Annotated in this window: 21 protein-coding genes and 2 pseudogenes; 8 read left to right on the top strand and 15 right to left on the bottom strand. The window is 37.0% G+C overall.

Features of this window, described 5'->3' with window-relative positions:
* Positions 1-336 precede the first annotated feature (336 nt).
* Entirely contained in the window at positions 337-519 is a 183-nt protein-coding gene (locus tag MWU84_RS22790; RefSeq protein ID WP_085496331.1) for a hypothetical protein, read from the bottom strand.
* A 9-nt stretch (positions 520-528) separates the two neighbouring features.
* Positions 529-816, bottom strand: coding sequence for a helix-turn-helix transcriptional regulator (locus MWU84_RS22785; RefSeq protein ID WP_085496329.1), 288 nt, complete (start codon positions 814-816; stop codon positions 529-531).
* A 764-nt stretch (positions 817-1,580) separates the two neighbouring features.
* Between MWU84_RS22785 and MWU84_RS22780 the strand changes: the two genes are divergently transcribed.
* Together MWU84_RS22780 and MWU84_RS22775 are read left to right on the top strand one after the other, a co-directional pair.
* Positions 1,581-2,354, top strand: a complete 774-nt coding sequence (locus MWU84_RS22780) for a type IV toxin-antitoxin system AbiEi family antitoxin (protein ID WP_085496327.1) — start codon at positions 1,581-1,583, stop codon at positions 2,352-2,354.
* On the top strand, positions 2,341-3,231 hold the full coding sequence (locus MWU84_RS22775; RefSeq protein ID WP_085496325.1) for a nucleotidyl transferase AbiEii/AbiGii toxin family protein: 891 nt from the start codon (positions 2,341-2,343) through the stop codon (positions 3,229-3,231). Before MWU84_RS22780 ends, MWU84_RS22775 begins: the two co-directional genes overlap by 14 nt.
* Positions 3,232-3,402: 171 nt before the next feature.
* Here MWU84_RS22775 and MWU84_RS22770 read toward each other — a convergent pair whose 3' ends face one another.
* The gene (locus MWU84_RS22770) at positions 3,403-3,621 is read right to left on the bottom strand and encodes a helix-turn-helix transcriptional regulator (RefSeq protein WP_085496324.1); all 219 of its coding nucleotides are present in this window, start codon (positions 3,619-3,621) and stop codon (positions 3,403-3,405) included.
* Positions 3,622-3,768: 147 nt separating this feature from the next.
* Between MWU84_RS22770 and MWU84_RS22765 the strand changes: the two genes are divergently transcribed.
* The 3 genes from MWU84_RS22765 to MWU84_RS22755 are packed head-to-tail and all read left to right on the top strand — an operon-like array spanning position 3,769 to position 4,958.
* Positions 3,769-4,224, top strand: a complete 456-nt coding sequence (locus tag MWU84_RS22765) for a hypothetical protein (RefSeq protein ID WP_246906178.1) — start codon at positions 3,769-3,771, stop codon at positions 4,222-4,224.
* A 20-nt stretch (positions 4,225-4,244) separates the two neighbouring features.
* Positions 4,245-4,604 (top strand): hypothetical protein, encoded by a 360-nt coding sequence (locus MWU84_RS22760; RefSeq protein ID WP_139827130.1) that lies wholly within the window; start codon positions 4,245-4,247, stop codon positions 4,602-4,604.
* A gap of 9 nt (positions 4,605-4,613) precedes the next feature.
* Positions 4,614-4,958 (top strand): hypothetical protein, encoded by a 345-nt coding sequence (locus MWU84_RS22755; protein WP_085496318.1) that lies wholly within the window; start codon positions 4,614-4,616, stop codon positions 4,956-4,958.
* A gap of 114 nt (positions 4,959-5,072) precedes the next feature.
* Here MWU84_RS22755 and MWU84_RS22750 read toward each other — a convergent pair whose 3' ends face one another.
* The 5 genes from MWU84_RS22750 to MWU84_RS22730 all read right to left on the bottom strand — a co-directional run bounded on the left by MWU84_RS22750 (position 5,073) and on the right by MWU84_RS22730 (position 8,057).
* Positions 5,073-5,540 carry a DUF6730 family protein gene (locus tag MWU84_RS22750; protein WP_085496316.1) on the bottom strand — a complete coding sequence of 156 codons (468 nt, stop codon included), beginning with the start codon at positions 5,538-5,540 and terminating at the stop codon, positions 5,073-5,075.
* A 4-nt stretch (positions 5,541-5,544) separates the two neighbouring features.
* On the bottom strand, positions 5,545-6,405 hold the full coding sequence (locus MWU84_RS22745) for a relaxase/mobilization nuclease domain-containing protein (RefSeq protein ID WP_317045108.1): 861 nt from the start codon (positions 6,403-6,405) through the stop codon (positions 5,545-5,547).
* Positions 6,406-6,410: 5 nt separating this feature from the next.
* Positions 6,411-6,707 (bottom strand): mobilization protein MbpA, encoded by a 297-nt coding sequence (gene mbpA / locus MWU84_RS22740; protein WP_085496312.1) that lies wholly within the window; start codon positions 6,705-6,707, stop codon positions 6,411-6,413.
* Between the two features lie 269 nt (positions 6,708-6,976).
* Positions 6,977-7,267, bottom strand: a complete 291-nt coding sequence (locus tag MWU84_RS22735; RefSeq protein ID WP_085496309.1) for a helix-turn-helix domain-containing protein — start codon at positions 7,265-7,267, stop codon at positions 6,977-6,979.
* 118 nt (positions 7,268-7,385) lie between these two features.
* Positions 7,386-8,057, bottom strand: coding sequence for a hypothetical protein (locus tag MWU84_RS22730; RefSeq protein WP_085496308.1), 672 nt, complete (start codon positions 8,055-8,057; stop codon positions 7,386-7,388).
* 74 nt (positions 8,058-8,131) lie between these two features.
* Here MWU84_RS22730 and MWU84_RS22725 point away from each other — a divergent pair, with 74 nt between their 5' ends.
* Positions 8,132-8,446: a hypothetical protein gene (locus MWU84_RS22725; protein ID WP_139827129.1), complete on the top strand. Its 315-nt coding sequence runs from the start codon at positions 8,132-8,134 to the stop codon at positions 8,444-8,446.
* Here MWU84_RS22725 and MWU84_RS22720 read toward each other — a convergent pair.
* Both MWU84_RS22720 and MWU84_RS22715 read right to left on the bottom strand, forming a co-directional pair.
* Complete coding sequence (locus tag MWU84_RS22720; protein ID WP_246906174.1) at positions 8,443-9,444, bottom strand: nucleotidyl transferase AbiEii/AbiGii toxin family protein; 1,002 nt, start codon at positions 9,442-9,444, stop codon at positions 8,443-8,445. The genes MWU84_RS22725 and MWU84_RS22720 overlap by 4 nt on opposite strands.
* Positions 9,445-10,053: a DUF6088 family protein gene (locus tag MWU84_RS22715; RefSeq protein ID WP_085496302.1), complete on the bottom strand. Its 609-nt coding sequence runs from the start codon at positions 10,051-10,053 to the stop codon at positions 9,445-9,447.
* A gap of 468 nt (positions 10,054-10,521) precedes the next feature.
* On the opposite strand from MWU84_RS22715, the gene MWU84_RS22710 reads away from it, so the two are divergent.
* Complete coding sequence (locus MWU84_RS22710; RefSeq protein WP_085496300.1) at positions 10,522-11,097, top strand: hypothetical protein; 576 nt, start codon at positions 10,522-10,524, stop codon at positions 11,095-11,097.
* Here MWU84_RS22710 and MWU84_RS22705 read toward each other — a convergent pair.
* The 3 genes and pseudogenes from MWU84_RS22705 to MWU84_RS22695 all read right to left on the bottom strand — a co-directional run.
* The gene (locus tag MWU84_RS22705; RefSeq protein ID WP_085496298.1) at positions 11,091-11,600 is read right to left on the bottom strand and encodes a DUF6398 domain-containing protein; all 510 of its coding nucleotides are present in this window, start codon (positions 11,598-11,600) and stop codon (positions 11,091-11,093) included. The two genes, MWU84_RS22710 and MWU84_RS22705, sit on opposite strands and share 7 nt — an antisense overlap.
* On the bottom strand, positions 11,597-11,713 hold the full coding sequence (locus MWU84_RS22700) for a transposase domain-containing protein (RefSeq protein ID WP_245808644.1): 117 nt from the start codon (positions 11,711-11,713) through the stop codon (positions 11,597-11,599). Before MWU84_RS22700 ends, MWU84_RS22705 begins: the two co-directional genes overlap by 4 nt.
* 99 nt (positions 11,714-11,812) lie before the next feature.
* Positions 11,813-12,909: pseudogene (locus MWU84_RS22695) on the bottom strand (IS66 family transposase); the annotation flags it as partial.
* 121 nt (positions 12,910-13,030) lie between these two features.
* On the opposite strand from MWU84_RS22695, the pseudogene MWU84_RS22690 reads away from it, so the two are divergent.
* A pseudogene (locus tag MWU84_RS22690) lies at positions 13,031-13,680 on the top strand (IS3 family transposase); the annotation flags it as partial.
* Positions 13,681-13,823: 143 nt separating this feature from the next.
* Here the strand turns inward: MWU84_RS22690 and MWU84_RS22685 are convergent.
* Both MWU84_RS22685 and MWU84_RS22680 read right to left on the bottom strand, forming a co-directional pair.
* The gene (locus MWU84_RS22685; RefSeq protein WP_085496294.1) at positions 13,824-14,606 is read right to left on the bottom strand and encodes a DUF3825 domain-containing protein; all 783 of its coding nucleotides are present in this window, start codon (positions 14,604-14,606) and stop codon (positions 13,824-13,826) included.
* A gap of 162 nt (positions 14,607-14,768) precedes the next feature.
* The coding region (locus MWU84_RS22680) for a hypothetical protein (protein WP_246906171.1) at positions 14,769-16,281 on the bottom strand (1,513 nt) is incomplete at its 5' end.

Below are 16,281 nucleotides of genomic sequence, written 5' to 3'. Positions count from 1 at the left end.
GTATTGTTCAATTCTGCTGTGCCCATATTATCATTTTAAAGTAAAGTTACAAAAACCGTACAATTATGAATTAATTCAAAGACGAACTTTTTTTTCACCGGGTATGTCCTTGTATTTGAACTTTCAAATTTGCTTTATGAAGATAGAGATAAAATATTTGTGCTATAAATCGTTCATTTATTAAAACTAGGTAAAATTTAGTAGTTTGGTTAATTGAGCTTTTATGGGACACTTTTGGCCATGTATGTAATACGGCGAGATGTCCATACCAACGACATATATGCTGCATATGTCAAAATATTTGAGTTTTATCGACATACTTAACTTGTACAACAACTAGCCATCCATAAATGCCGCTGCCATTAATTGTTGTTCTGATTTTATCCAACCTTTATCATATTCGAAGCTAACGTCTTTTTTTCGCTTGGCATAATGGGCCACAAGAACACCTATCATCTTAGCTTCTGGCATTCCCCGCCAATGTGCATAAACGGATATATCAAATTTACCTTGTGCCATTCTTCCCTGTTATAATAAATCTAAGTCCTGAAGTTTTCTTCCGAATACATCATCTGTTGCCAACTTTAAAAAATCATCTTGCAAACCAAGTGCAATCAGAACATTAAAGTATGAACCAATCGCTACCTTTGAATTCCCCTTTTCTATCTGATACAAAGTCTTTCTATCTATACCTGCCCGTTCGGATACCTGAATAGTGGTAAGCTTTCTTCGTTTACGCGCAAGCTTTATATTCTCTCCTAATTGCCCCATTGTCCTCTGGTATTTTGGAAAAAGGACAGCTCTCTTATTTTTCATAATGGGTAATATTTTCCCCAAATATGGCAATTATGGGGATATTAATACTCTTTTTTAAATAGAATTATTTTCAAGAATCAATGAGTAATCATATCATAAATTGAGCTTACAGGAAAAATTCCACTATTATTTATAACAGTGAAAGCGTAACCCTTTCAATTTATTGTAACAAAGTCAGGGTAATTTTTTTAATTTTTTGTAACAAAGTAAGGGTAAATCGTATTCTAAAGCTCAGATTGAAATGACGTTTTAAAATTATGTTAGCAAGTAGCTCCATTATTATGACTGAATATAAATCATAGAAAAGGAAGGCCAATACACAAAAATTGAATAGTTTTCTTCCTTCCCCTTACTTTCAAAAAATATCCGTTATGACACAAATTGATATTGATAAAACCAGCTTGTTCATCTCTATTTCGATAGTACGTTTTTTATGGTAAGTTAGTCACTATTATAAATTCTTGTAGGCAATATTTAATGTATATGCATGAGTTAATTAATTAAAGGTTTCATAGAGAGGACTTTTGATGATTTTTACTATACCACTAGCCTTCGTAAAAGGCCCTTTAATTTATTTGGATATTCCCGAGGCCTATTAATTCAAAAGTAGCTCTTAAGCCGATTTTATAATGTGGCTAAAAAAAATCAATTTTTAATAATATCTGGTTTAAAAAAAACATATTACATAAACCAATGGTTTACATACAGTTTAAAAAATAAACTATATATTTACTTTGGTTTAAAAAAAATCAATTTTATCAACCATGAGTTTAAAAAAAGAACAAAAAATAAACTCTCTTCTAAAATCAAAGCCATCTTCAATAGTTTATCTGACCGCATGGCTAACTCAAAGAGGGTTTTCTAATCAGCTACTTGACAAGTATAAAAAAAGCAACTGGTTTACCTCAATCGGAACCGGTGCCATGATACGTTCGGGCGATAAGGTCGGTTATGAAGGTGCAATCTATGCACTTCAAGTACAAGCTGGGATGTATATTCATCCTGCGGGCAAGACAGCCCTATCCATACTTGGTAAATCCCATTATTTGGAACTATCACCAAATAAGGTAACACTTTTTGGTGGGCAACAAGAAAAGCTGCCCACCTGGTGTATACAACATGACTGGGGTGTAAAATTGGATTATCACAGTTCTTCATTTCTACCATCTAATATAGGCCTTGTTGAAGTAGAACTAAAAACCTACTCAATAAAAGTGTCCAGTGCCGCAAGGGCCATGTTAGAGTGCCTATTTTTAGCGCCAGAACATCAAGAATTAGTAGAGTGTTACCAACTAATGGAGGGATTAAACAATCTAAGACCCAATCTTGTTCAAGATTTACTGGAAAACTGTACCTCCATCAAGGTAAACCGCCTATTTATGTATCTAGCTGAAAAAGCCAACCATAGTTGGGTAAAACACTTGAATATGGATAAAATAAATTTGGGAAGTGGAAAACGAAGTATTGTAAAGAATGGTGTTTATGACCCAAAATATAAAATAACTGTTCCAGTTGAACTAGCCAATGGAGAATTATAAATCCCAAGTTTCATTGCTGTTAAGTGTACTACCCGAAGTAGCAAAAGAAAATAACTTTGCTCTTCACGGTGGTACTGCTATCAATCTCTTTCTTCGAGAAATGCCTCGACTTTCAGTGGATATTGATTTAACATATATTCCAGTTGAGGATAGGAATACTTCCTTAGTCCATATTTCAGAAGCACTCGCGCGAATCAAATCCAATATTGAAACTATTATACCAAATGCTCGAATATCACATAAAGAAAAAGAACTCAAGCTTTTAATTACCAATAATCAGGCCCAAATAAAACTGGAAGTAAGCCAAGCGATGCGAGGCATAATAGCACCGGTAACAGAAATAGGATTGTGTCATAAAGCACAAACGGCTTTTGATGCGTTTTGCTCCATTCATGTGGTACCTATAGGACAACTCTACGGAGGAAAAATATGCGCCGCACTGGACCGTCAGCACCCGAGGGATTTGTTCGATGTTAAATATCTTTTAGAAAATGAGGGGTTTGCTGATGAAATAAAAAAAGGATTTCTTTTTTGCCTTTTAGCAAGTAAGAGACCTATATATGAAATGTTGTTCCCAAACCTATTGGATCAGCGTTCCGCAATGACCAATCAATTCGACGGAATGAGCAATGAACCATTTACCTATGATGATTTTGAAACCACCCGGAATTTACTAATTCAAAACATCCATAAAAGTTTAACTACTGCCGATAAAGATTTTCTGTTGAATTTTGAAAATGTTACTCCAGATTGGAGTTTATACAATTTTAAAGGATTTCCTGCTGTGCAATGGAAATTGCAAAACTTACAAAAGCTAAAGGAAACAAACCCTGAAAAACACAGCAAGCTAATCAATATATTAAAGGATAGATTATAATTGCCTCCTATACAATTCAAATTATTCAATTGTTACAAGCCACTTAAAATTATATTTTAGCAGAATGCATATGCTGTACGTTGAATATATGAAGTATCTAGTATATCTCTAAAACTCTGATTCCGCATACTTATATTGGTTTAAAACAATTAAAATATATGCCAACAGTCTTTACTCTTTAGGTAGTTTAAGTCCTTTAAATACTTCCTTTAATAATTCACAAGGATCAATGTCTATTGCCAAGGCAATCAAATAGAGCTCATCCGCCCGAAGTTTAGTAGATTCATTAGAACTTAATTGGGAAAGCCTAGCCTGACTAATACCTGTTCGTCTTGAGACCATGGCGCGATTTACCGATTTTTTGGTTAAAAATAATCCTAACGGAGTCATAAATCTATTGAATTTGATTACATAAATATACTTTTCTTAATGAAAAATATAGAATATCTAAAATTTTGTTTGGAATTTCAATAGATTATCTATAGATTTGATTAGATAATCTAAAGATATATTAATGATTCTAACACACTATGTATTATGGGCCACGAAATCAGTAAATCAGAACAAAACATAATTAATACAGAATGCCGAAAGTATTTGGAAAATCGAGATCCAATCAAAGAAAACACGTTTGTTAAGGAGAGTACTTCTCAAGTGGAAAGTCGGGAATCGGAGGAAAAAAGCATCTTGGATAAAATAAGCGAATTGGCCAAAGAACATTTCCATACTTTAAAACGCTACCCCTCCAAAAAGGAACTCTATACCATAAACCTTATCACCGATGGCTATCTGGAAACCTCCTTTATGATTTCCAGTTTATTAAAGGTATGCATCACGGCATTGGATGCGGAACGCACCCCAAATAGTGTCGTTCCAGAACCCGAACAGAACATTCGTGAAGTACTCGGGTATATACTCAATATGATACCCTATGAGGAAATGGAATTCCTTGATAAGATCCGGAATATTTTACCGAATATGGAAACTAAATGACAACCCTAAAAATACAGCCTATGAAAAAGAAAAAATTAAAGACCCTGAACGACATTCACAAACTGCACCAAAATCTAGTTGGTTTATTAAAACAGGATTCTGGTTATTCATCTGAAAATTTTAAGGTATCCATAGAGGTAAGGGACAACAATGATCTGCTGTTGAACATAGCGAGCCTTCTTGAAGTATGTGTATTTGCTCTGGACGGGAACGGAATGCTATTGTCTCCAAACAATCAAAATGTAACCAAACATGACAGCGTTAGCAGGGTGCTGGAATTGGTCCTAAATATACTTCCGCATAGTCAAATGGATTTTATGGACTACGTAACCGAAAAGCTGAACCGTTTGAACAATGCCAAAACAAAATCATCTGAATAAATATGAACTATGAACCCAAACGAAGAAAAACTGATCAATAGCTTAAAACATCAGGCACTGGACCACCACCCTACCTTAAGGCCCCACCCGTTCTTTAATAATAAATATGAAGTAAGTCTCTTTTATGTAGATAATCATGTAGATTTGATGTTGACCGTCCGAGCCATGCTCTACCTGGCCATGAAGACAATCGACCCGGAATTGTACGATAACATCAATGACAGATATGAAAAGGAATATATTCGTCAGGCACTTACAATTGCCAATAGGTTATTACCGCAAGGGGAAGAGGCACTTTTGGACGACCTCAATCTTTATTATAGAGAGGAAAAATTGAGGGAGGGATTAAAATAATACCTTGAGCATGGTCCCTAAATCTTACCATAACTTAACTGCGCGGGGATCCTAATTCGATTTTATAGCGTTCGGGATGATAAGCGTAAAGTAAAATCGAATTAGGGCGCAACCTTACTCCGGATTTAGAACACTATCCTGCTTTTGGACCCACTTTTCAAAATCCTTATAGATGATCGGATGGTCTTCAAAATAGCCTCTTGCCCTACCCAAACTTTCCTTTTTTACTTTTAAAACCTCAGCCTTTTTTTTCCGTTCATAGTTGATAAAATAATAGCCCATGTAGCCAAATGCCGAAGTGTTCATTATTATGAAAAGGTATAGTATCAACATCTCCCATTTTGGTGTCCATCTAGATTTTTCTATATTTTTCAAGACTTCATCCATCCGCTTATTATAAAATTCCAAGTTGATCTTTTGCAGCCTTAAAAAATCTTTTAGTTGAAACTCCAAATGAGAAGTGTCCGCTGTTATTTTTAAGTCGTCAAATTTTGTGGATAGTTCTTCCAGTTTACCAATGGAGTTGTTGAACCCGGATATTTCTTGGGTAAGCACTTCCATAATTTCGTCCAGTTTTGCCATGATATTATATTTCCATTCCCAGTCCAATTGATTTCTTAATCGCAATAGTTACCACCTTTTTGGCAATAGTTGCCGCCAGGTTAGGTGATAGCCCAACGGGCTTGCCCAGTAGTTTTATCCTATTTTCTTTAGCCATCTTTTGGGCTACATTTTTATCCCATCCCATATTTCCAGCTATGTTTCCCATGGACATGGAGCGATGTACTTCGCTCCCCTTTAAATTATGCCCCTTGTATTCAAATCGGAAACCTTGGAGTTGGTTTTGCTTATTGATACTGGGAATCACCTCCACACCGTTCTTGGCCATATCGTTGATGTACTTATCAAAGTTTTTTGGTTTGTCCTTTTCCATAACCTTATCGTGTATCCGTTTGATTTCCGCTCTGACCTGTTGAATCTGGTTCAGTTTTTCCTGCTGCACTTCTTTTACCGTGGTCAGGCCCATTTGCTTGGCCACTTTTTCCGCCGCCTGTTGGCTCCGTTTTCCTATAAAACTATCCTTGTAGGCATTCCCATTGAAATCGATACGGTTTACATATACGTGTACATGGGTATGTTCCTTATCCCTATGCACAAAGCCGATGGCCTGGTGTTCCTGTAGTTTCATTTCCTTAAGGAACCTTTCAACAATTTCATTCAGATTTTCGTTGATCATTCCCTGCCCATCTTCAATTGTTGGGCTGAGTACAAAACTCAAGGTATTCTTTTGGCAAAGATGGTTTTGCTGCTGGATGACCTTGAACTCCTGAGTGATGTCCCTAGGATTGTCTCCCGACAAATGTTCGCGGTAGACGACTTCCGCCTCCTTCTCCCCGTTCCAACCATAACCCATGGAAGCTCCGGTATGCGATATGGATTTTCCCATGCCTATCATTTCCTAAAGGATAAAAGATGTCGTCGTATCTCACTGGCCAATTGAACTACTTCATCTGCCAATTTCGGATTGCGTTTCCGGAACATATTCCCGATTAGCTTAAAATTTGTTTCATACCTAGACAGCATCTTGAACATCTCTATTTGTTCTTGGGTCAAACGTTCTATTATCCGGTCATCAAAAGCCGCACGACGACAATATTCACTTATGGAAAGTCCACTCCTATCGGCCTTGACCCTTAGCAATTTCTTCTCATAAATAGAACATCTAAACTGTACAAACTCGTTCTTCATTTTTGCATTTCTGAATCCTTACCCTCTAACCCTTTATAAAATACCCATTGAAACTCCATCCATCATCTTATATCGAAAATCAAGTTATTGGTTCCTATTCTTTTGCGACCCATCGGGAGCAAAAGCAAGATTTGTCATGACAATGACACATCTTGAATTCTCACTCAATCGGATTTTTTACGGCTACATTCCGTTTCATCATTTTCTACCTATCCACATACTTCTTACTTATTAGCGCTACTACTAATTAGCGTGTATTTACAGAACTACTACTTCTTTTTTCGTGGTAAGTGCTTATTAAATTCCCGATCCAAATAGTCATCTGATAAATTAGGTTCGCCCATTAACCAAGCATCAATAATATCCTTATCAAAGAATTTTTGGCGGATGTGTTTGTTACCTCCCATGGGGATTAATCGTAACTGGGTCAGTTTGTAAATCTTGCTTTTGGAGAGTCCCGTGTAGGCAACAAGATCATCTACGTTCATCACTTTTTTTTGATGCGAAAGAAGTCCCTTGATATCCCTTAAGAGATCTACCATGTCATTTTCTATTTCCATAATTCTCGCTTTAAAATAGCCGCAGTGCGGTCTACCTGTGTTACAAATGTTCGAAGCAAAGAAAGGAGATGCAAGCGGGTGAAAAGAAAAAAAAGGGGAAATCTACCCCATAAAATATTCAAATATCCCCCAAGAAATGGAAGAATGAATCTATCTGTTGTTCAAATTCATGATTGGGAGGAAACTCATTGTACTTTTTTGAAAGTATCTCCGCTGATATCAAGTTACCCTTATGGTAAATTTTTTGGGATCTCTCAAAGGATTTTAAGCTAATCCCCTTTTTAAGTTGTTTGAACTTATCCAGAATATATTTTAATTGCGGTTGGGTACAGTTAAAATGCAGCACCGAATCGTGGTCCTCAAAATCCAGAACCATAACTTCATAAAAATTGGAGAAGCTTGTTAAGTTCTCGTCCAGATATTCATATTGGGTCAAGGAACCATAGATCCTTCTAAGGACACGCTCATTGAAATCCATATTGAAACCGACTAGTTTCATTCGTGAACTTCGGCTTTGGTACTTCACTTTCTCTTTATAAGCATCAGATACCAAAATACCAAATATTAAAATCACGAAAAACCATATCGGAAGCAATGCCAACCAAAGGTTTTCGTAGGTTTCATAAAGATCGAACGAAAAGTAGACCATAAGTATTCCAAAAAGAATAAGCCCAAAAATCAGTCCATTATAACCTCTTCTCATAAAGGCATTAAAGTTCTGGTGAATTTTGTCTTTTCTCACCTTCAAGGCGACCAACCAATTGGCGATATTTTCGATTATCTTTTCCATTTTACAAAAAGCTGATTTCAAGATAATTAAAAGAATTTAGACCTTTTTACATTTTCGATGTTATGGTTCAAAAAATGGATAGCGATTTACCAGATTTTGTGGGTAGGGAGAAGAAAGGTCAAGCGGCCCTTCGCCGTTTGTTCTTTCGTGCGCCAGAGGAGGTCGAAAAAACCTACCTATGGCGGCAGGCCAGAACGGAAAAACTTCCCATGCGGACTGTCGTAGTATGTCCGCGTAGGGAGGATTGGATCGGAAGGGATTTTCGACTTCCGCAGGCTTGGAAAATAAAAAGTTACAGAAACACTGATTTCTCAATTCATGATAAGAAAAATTATGGACCAAATGTATTGTGCGCAATTTCCGTATATCTGAGAAAATTAAACTACTAGCTTTCCATTTTGTTAATCCTATCTCTTAAACCTCTCAATTTATTCATTAGTTCGTCGAATGGTTCTGTTTTTCCATAAAACATACTTTCTTGCATTGCCACATAATCCCTTTCCCAATCCTTCATTGCCCGATCAGGCGGTATAAAATCCAATGTTCTTTTAGCGTGTTTGGAATAATCTACCCAAGATACTTTAGTAAAAATTTTGCGATGTTGAATGATATTGGAGTATAAATGACTGTCAATTAAAGCACTTTCTCCAAATGGAGTATCCATCAACCTAGAAATATCATATAGATGCCTTGTCATTCGTTCACTAAATATTGCTCTATTTTCAGGCTTTTGAAACTCTTCATGTAAAAGAAAAAGTTTTTCTAAAAATGTTCTTGTGGGGAGGACTGTTGGTATATAAATTATTTCATCAGCAAAAGGTTGTCCATTGTACTTTGCACCAATGAAAGAGATGATACCCTTCTTTTCAAATGGGTCTCTTAACGACCTTGAACTAATTTCCACTAGAATTCTCGGTGCCAAATAGTCTATATGCTCAACAAGCGATTTGTAATGTATTTCTATTGCTAAGGGATCAGTATCAGATAGTACAAATTCACGAACTTCTATTGAAAATTCTCCCACATTTTGTGCATGAAGAGTTTTGGCTAATTCCTTGGGAAACACTTCGCTTGCAAATTTACAAGAAGCCTTTCTCAGGTGAGAAACTTTAGTGCGATTAAGTGTACCACTAAAGCCAAAAAATGATCTGTCCATCGCCAAATCAATATCTTCAGAGAACCTTTCAATTACACCCCAGGCCTTACTTAAAGATGTCCCGCCTTTAAAGACAAGGTGTTCAGTATAGACAGTACTGAAAATGGCACGTAAAACCGTTACAACCCACCAATCCTTTTCAATGGCTGCGGCCGGTAGACCTTTATCTATACTCGTTTGTATTATAGCTTCTCTCCGGTCGCTTACTGACAGGCTAAACCACTCCTTCATTTATTCTTTATTTTTTAGTATCTCTTCCATTATTTTTGAAATCCATACAGGTGCCAATTTCATGTCATGTTTGATAAGATCTTTATCGACCGTTTTTAGTATGTTCTTAATTTTTTCAAGCTGATTTCCATCCAAGTTTTTTTGCCCTATTTCTCGCAATGCCTGTATCACCAAAATATTTGTCTCACTTTTGGCCGAAAGAATTTTAGGAGATGCGATTTTATACTTTATAGTGTTATTTTTAATTTTAACAGTTCTAGGAGATCCATCGGTTAAGTATACAAGATTCATAGGAACTTGTGTAGATAATCCCAGTTTATTAAGGGCTTGGATTCCCGTTGGAATTATTCTTGCTTTATCCCTTTTTGAAATCGCCAAAGCAATTTCCTCTAATGATGGGTAAAGCAGCCCCAATTGCTTATGCTCCTTGGGATATAAGTAAATACCTTGTGCCAGTCGAACCAAAAGCCCTTTTTCCTCTAAACGTATTAAAGCTTGCCTGATTGCTGTAGAAGACCCAAATTTAACAAAATTATTCGGGAAAAATATTTTTCCACGCTTGTGATTTAAAATTGCATTTTTTATAAATTTTTCAGTAGGTACAAGCATTTTAAAATATATATTTCGTCACAAATTTAATGAATATTTGTGACGAAATTACATTGAGATAATAAATAAGATTTTATGAGTACAAAAAGGCATTATACTGATGAGTCGACAGGGGCAGTAATTACTGCCCCTGTCGACTCATCAAAAGTTTTTACCTTACTGCTTCTACACGGAATACCAAAAAATAATTAAAAATAAAAAATTCCGTGTAGAAGCAGTAAGGCGTAAAGTTAGTTTTTCAAAAACTGAAAGTCAATAATTTTCGTGGTATTCAAAGCTATGATATGAACAAAATAATTAACAACTTAATATCGGAACCTTCCTGGAAAAAAAGTACCATCAGAAATTAAAGACATCACAGATGAGCTAAATTATCACGAGTCTGCAATAAAATAGGAATGACATACCATTATCAAACTTCCGAAATATATCACTTAATAGTTAACTTAAAATACCAAGTATAATAATATGTTTAAAGAAAAAAAATATTATGGAGAAGTGTGGTTTCCAAAAGAAGAAACTAGGTGTTTTTGTGTTTTGTTGATAAATGATAACGACATTCTACTTGAAACAAACCTCCTAACCACAAAACCAGTTCATAAGGAGCCGCTAATTAATGGCATTTTTACTGGTTTAGGACATCTTACTTTTGTGGATTGTAAAATAAGAAAATCAGAGTCCGGCATTTCTCAAATGAAAATTTATGCCCCCAAGTATTCATTTATCAGCGCCCACCACCCAATAAATGCATTAAATTTAAAATTTCAAGAATTTAATGTCACCAATGATGCTATAGTCAGCTGGGTTAATCACGGAACATGGTACAATTCTACAGATCAAAAATTGATCAAGGAGGACGATATCTCTCAAGAAATCAGAATTGATGATGCAGGTCTTACAGTTACGATAAATCACTCTTTGAATATTAATTCTAAACGAACAGAACTACTAATTCGAAATTTTGGTTATGTTAAATTCAAATTGGACAATCCAGTAGATACTCTCGAAGCAAGTATCCATCCGAGCAACTACATTAGCTATTGATCTTCATATTCTGTAGTGAATTCAATATCTTTTCCTTCCGCTCTTGCCTGGAGCACCATTTGTTGTATGTTTTCGGGAAGGTTGCCCAGGGGCAGTATTAGTCCGTCAACCATTACCATATTATTAAAAGGGCTGTTCTCCTGCATGGCGTTTGTAGAAAATTCAGGGCTATAATACCATAGGTCGAACATATCCTTTATGGCCCGGGCCTTATTCGAGACCGTAGTCCCCTTGGTCCCGAAGTATTCGTTGACCTGTTTGGAACTCATATAAGGTTGGAACGATCTGTCGAACAAAAAATTTATCGAACCTATGGCATGGACCACGGCTGCCGCCCATATCTCCAATTTTCCCCTTGCGAAGGGGACATCCCTTTTTCTCCCCATCTTTTTGATGAGCTTTTCGCAAAGCCCGAAGTATTCATCGTTAAGTTTCTGCGCGCAGAAGGCCCCTGTTATTTCCAATAGTTGTTTTTCCTTTTCTTTTATCAGCTCTTTGGTCATATGCTGTTCTGTTTTTGATATCCGGGCAGGAGATCTTCGAGTTTTTGTATGCTATGATCAGGTATCCGCTCTAGTGTGCTGGCCAGCCATTCCCTTGGATTGATATTCTGCATCTTGCAGCTACCGAAGAATGAATATAGCATGGCGGCATTTTGCGCTGCATCGTGCGATCCGCAGAAAAGATAGTTTTTTCTGCCAATGGCCATGGGCCGGATGGCATTTTCGATCAGGTTGTTGTCGAGTTCTATACGTCCATCTTCAAAGATCGCTTCCAGTTTTGGGTATTGATTGATGTAATAGGTCATCGCCTTGCCGATGGGGCTTTGTGGCAGCACCTTGAACTGTTGTCCTTCGATCCACGTTTTTATCTGTGCCAATAACGGCCTGATCCTTATGTCGCGCTGTGTTTTCCTCGCTTTAAGGTCATCTTGGGCCTCTTCCTTGATCTTGCGTTCTTCCAAATAGATCTCCCTAAAGATGGCCAATGCTTTTTGTCACTGTCCAGCGCATCATGGAACTTGCGCCTGGCATGTACCAGGCATCCGGCAAGGGTGATCTTGGGATCGGTCCCTATTTTGTCGTACACGGTATAGCCATCGCATTGCAGATAGCCATGATAATCGGCAAGCAATTCTTTGGGTCCGTTCTGTCCACGGCCTTTGCGGTAATTAAAAAGTACGAGCTTTTGAACGGGATCGTGATAGACCCATTGATATCCCTGGTGCGTACTGCCCTTTTTGTCGGAATCCAATACCTTGATCGGACTCTCATCGGCCTGGATATAATCAGAGGCCAGTATTTTCTGTTTCAGTGTATTGTAGAGCGGTTCCAGCAACTGGCAACAACTGGCCATCCAGTCGCCCATAGTGCTCTGGGCAGGTTCCCACCCAAAATCCCGTTTGAACATCTGGATCTGGCGGAAGAACGGGAGATGATCGATATATTTGCCAACCAGGATGTGCGCCAGCAAACAGGCTTCGGCTATCGATTTGTCGATGGGGCGGGTCGGGAGCGGTGCGATCAGCACGCCCTGTCCGTCCGCCTTGGCGTACTTGGGCCGGATCGTCCTTCTTTTGATAAGGCTTGCGGGAGTGTATTCCAGGGTCTCTGTCACTTCTTCCCCGATCTTCTTCAGTCCCGCGGTATCCTCTTCGGGCTCGATGATTATTTCCCTGACCGGTAGATGTTCCGGTAGCGCATTGCGCCCATTGTGCTTTTTCTTGTCCCTGGTATAGGTAATGGTCTCTTGCGGGGCTTCTTCTACGGTTTCCGACGGATCCCCTGAAAAGAGCGATAACTGATCGACCATGGTTTGGGAAACGAAACTCTCGGACCTGAACCCGCCAATGAGCTTGTAGAGCTGTGGACTTGCTATATTTAACTGGACTTAAAGTTAAGAGCGTGTTCGTTGTTTAAATTAACTTTGAAAAATGTCAAGAGAAAAAAGAAATTACACCGTAGAGTTTAAGGAAAAAGCTGTGGAACTTAGCTACGCACGTGGGAGCGTTGTGGAAATATGCAGGGAATTGGATATACCTACATCCGTATTGAGCCGCTGGCGCAGAGAATCGGATGCTTATGGCAAGAACAGTTTTCCGGGCAAGGGAAATCCGAAACTGACGGACGAGCAACGTGAGATTGCCGAGTTGAAGAAAAGATTAAGGGATGCCGAGCTGGAACGTGATATCCTAAAAAAGGCGATAGCCATCTTCTCCTAGGGCGACAGGAAAAATATAGGTTCATAAAACACCACAAATTTAAATTTCCAGTTGAGAAGATGTGCAAAATGTTCAAGTTAAGTAAAAGTAGCTATTATCATTGGTTGGGTAGGGGACCATCCAAAAGATGGTTGGAAAACCAAACAATATCCTCGGTCATTCGGGATATTTTCAAAGATAGCTTTGAGAGTTATGGGGCACCAAGGATCAAAGAGGAGCTCTCAAAAAAGGGATATCATGTTTCCAGACCAAGAGTTGCCAGGATAATGAGGGCCAATAATCTGTTTGCCAGAAGAAAGCGTAGGTTCAAGATTACAACGGATAGTGAACACAACTATCCATTGGCCCGTAATATTTTTTCTTTTTTACCTTAAGTGGTACAGGTTAAAAGGGAATGACTGGCACTAACCACCAAGAAATATTATGAATTGGCGGGCCACATGGTGTATATGTTGGACCTTGCAGACCACCTGAACGCTTCTTAGTTACTTGGCACAGCTTTTTTTTACGGCTGTAACCAATCTCTATCAGGTCTAGCAATTTGCCGCGCATTATTAATTGCCATATCTAAAGTCAGACAAGTTGAAGCTCTATACATCAATCCATAATCTTCAACGACCAACGCTAAATCCGCAATTTTGGGATCATTTAAGCAAAGCGGAACTAAAAGCTGAATATTATTCCGATAATATTGAGGTACGGCAGTTTTGTAACTTCTTTTTACACGTTCTTTTGCGCTATTTATTGAACCGTGAATTGAATTTTGAAGTTGATAATTATTCATTGAACAATATGGTTCGGGAAATCGGTTTTTATTGTCTTCAATAATGTGCTCTACGTTTGCAACTAATTCTTTTTTTACATCATAAACTAATTTAGCTGGGTCATCAAAATAAAATGCCATTTCAGGTAGCTTGGGAAATTTGCTCAATTCATATTCACCTTTCCTTAAAAATTTGTAAAAATGCCAATAAGGTTCAACATCCTCGATTTTGTTTTCATCAAATACCATAAATATGGCTTCTTGATTTCTTGTTACAAGTCCCGTATTTATACAGCAATGTGTTCCTTCCCTTGAGTAACTTATTTTCTTCTCCTCTGCAAGTCGTCTGTAAGTATATTTTATATAGTTTTCCAAAATCGGGAAATCCGATTCTGATTCTGTATGATGATATTTCCAATCTTCATCTTCGGACAAATTTGCTAAAAATTCAATATTTTCAGAAAACCGTGGTAAAAAAGCAAATTGGTGTAAATTTTCGGGAAGATCAAGTTTGTCGTTTCTCATTGCTCATGGGTTTGTTTAAGTTTAATTTCTATAATGAATTATGTTGTGTAAGTTTTGCGCTATCCTTGTTATTTGTTTTGTATCCTTTTTATTTCATACCAATTTAGGGATTTTTACTTTTTGCATGGGGAAGAAATAGCTTGGAAACTGCCTGTCAAACCGTTACGCAGTTTTTAATTTAGTTGATATAATATAGCTTAAAATTGGTCGTTTTGTATCCTCTTCATTTTCTAAACGAATCAATCCGCCTTCAAAGTTCCAGTCAAATATTGTCTTCGTATCTTCATGTATAAATTCATATTTCTTAGATTTTAATTCTTCTTTATTTTCGTATCCAAAATAATTACATACAGAATCGATTAAAGTTTCTGACTCTGTAAAATAAACAAATCGTGAAAAATTCTTAAACACCTTGCGAAAAGTCATGACGAATCCACCTTGTTCAGGATAATTAGTATAGACCACGTAATTAAAAAAGTTGAAATAAAACCGTGGTAACTTATATGCAATTGATTCAACACCATCACCATTCTCATCCACATAAGATTCAATGATACTTTCTTTTTTGCAGAAGTCTATTGCTTCTTCTATAAAATTGATGTTGTTTGTTAAAGGGTCAATTACTTTACTCAATTCTGAAATAAAGTCTTTTGGTTCAATTATTTTAGTGTCAATGTTAAATTCATTATATAACACCTTAGATTTCACTCCTAGCTTTTTATCCATTGACACAAAATAATCACAATGACCTCCATAAAATGAGTGTTCACCATCTGCTTGAATATTTTGCAAATTATCGGTTGCCTTTGGTAACTTATCAGTTTTATAACCAATCATGTCAAGCATTAGATATGCCGTTGTATAGAATTCAAATTGTGTAATAGGGGACTTTTTATATTTTAATGATGTCTCAACGTACTCTAAATATGACATTTTCACACCAAGCTTTAATAAAAATTCATCAATGTTCTTTATTACTGCATCATAACTCCAATTAGCAGAATTTGCTTCTAATTTAAACCCCTGTTCTGCTAATAAGTTTCTAAAATCTTTGTAATATTCTCTGTCCTTGAGCAACTTAGAAGAGAAGGGACCAATGTCTTTCATTAAATCCCACATTGAAGAACCTGGCTTAATATTTGGGAACATTTTCTTCAAAACATCTCTGTTCTCTTCAGTTATTTCAATACCAGATGGTTGAAGTTCAAACAATGACTTCATTAAAATTCCTACTTTAGATAATCCGATGTCATTTAAAGACTCGTCAAGGTTCATAAATATTTTCTCCATATCCATTAAATCAGATATGTCTTCGTTATCTTTTACACCTTCAAAAAATTCTTTTGGTTGGCCAAACAATGGTTTAACTCTATCTTTTTCCCATCTGATATGATGCTTTCCCGATAAGTTCTCTAATGTTTCTAAATCTGAATTGAAGAATGTATTGTCTGGATTATAGCTTTTCATCAAATCGGTAAAATGAGCTGGCGAATATGGAAATTGCATATATTGCTTATACTTATCAATAAACTCATTAATCTCTTGAAAATCAGATCTTTTAAGACTACTTATTACATTCCTGGATACTTCGGACCAAATTGCGCCAGGCTTTTCGGTTTCATTGCGCCAGTGATTTCGGTTCAAACTGCGCCACTTCCCTGAGGGATTTCGGTTC

Source organism: Arenibacter sp. F20364, assembly GCF_023015905.1.
Taxonomy (GTDB): Bacteria; Bacteroidota; Bacteroidia; order Flavobacteriales; family Flavobacteriaceae; genus Arenibacter.
The sequence above is the reverse complement of the archived record's forward strand: the minus strand, read 5'-3'. Positions and strand labels throughout refer to the sequence as shown.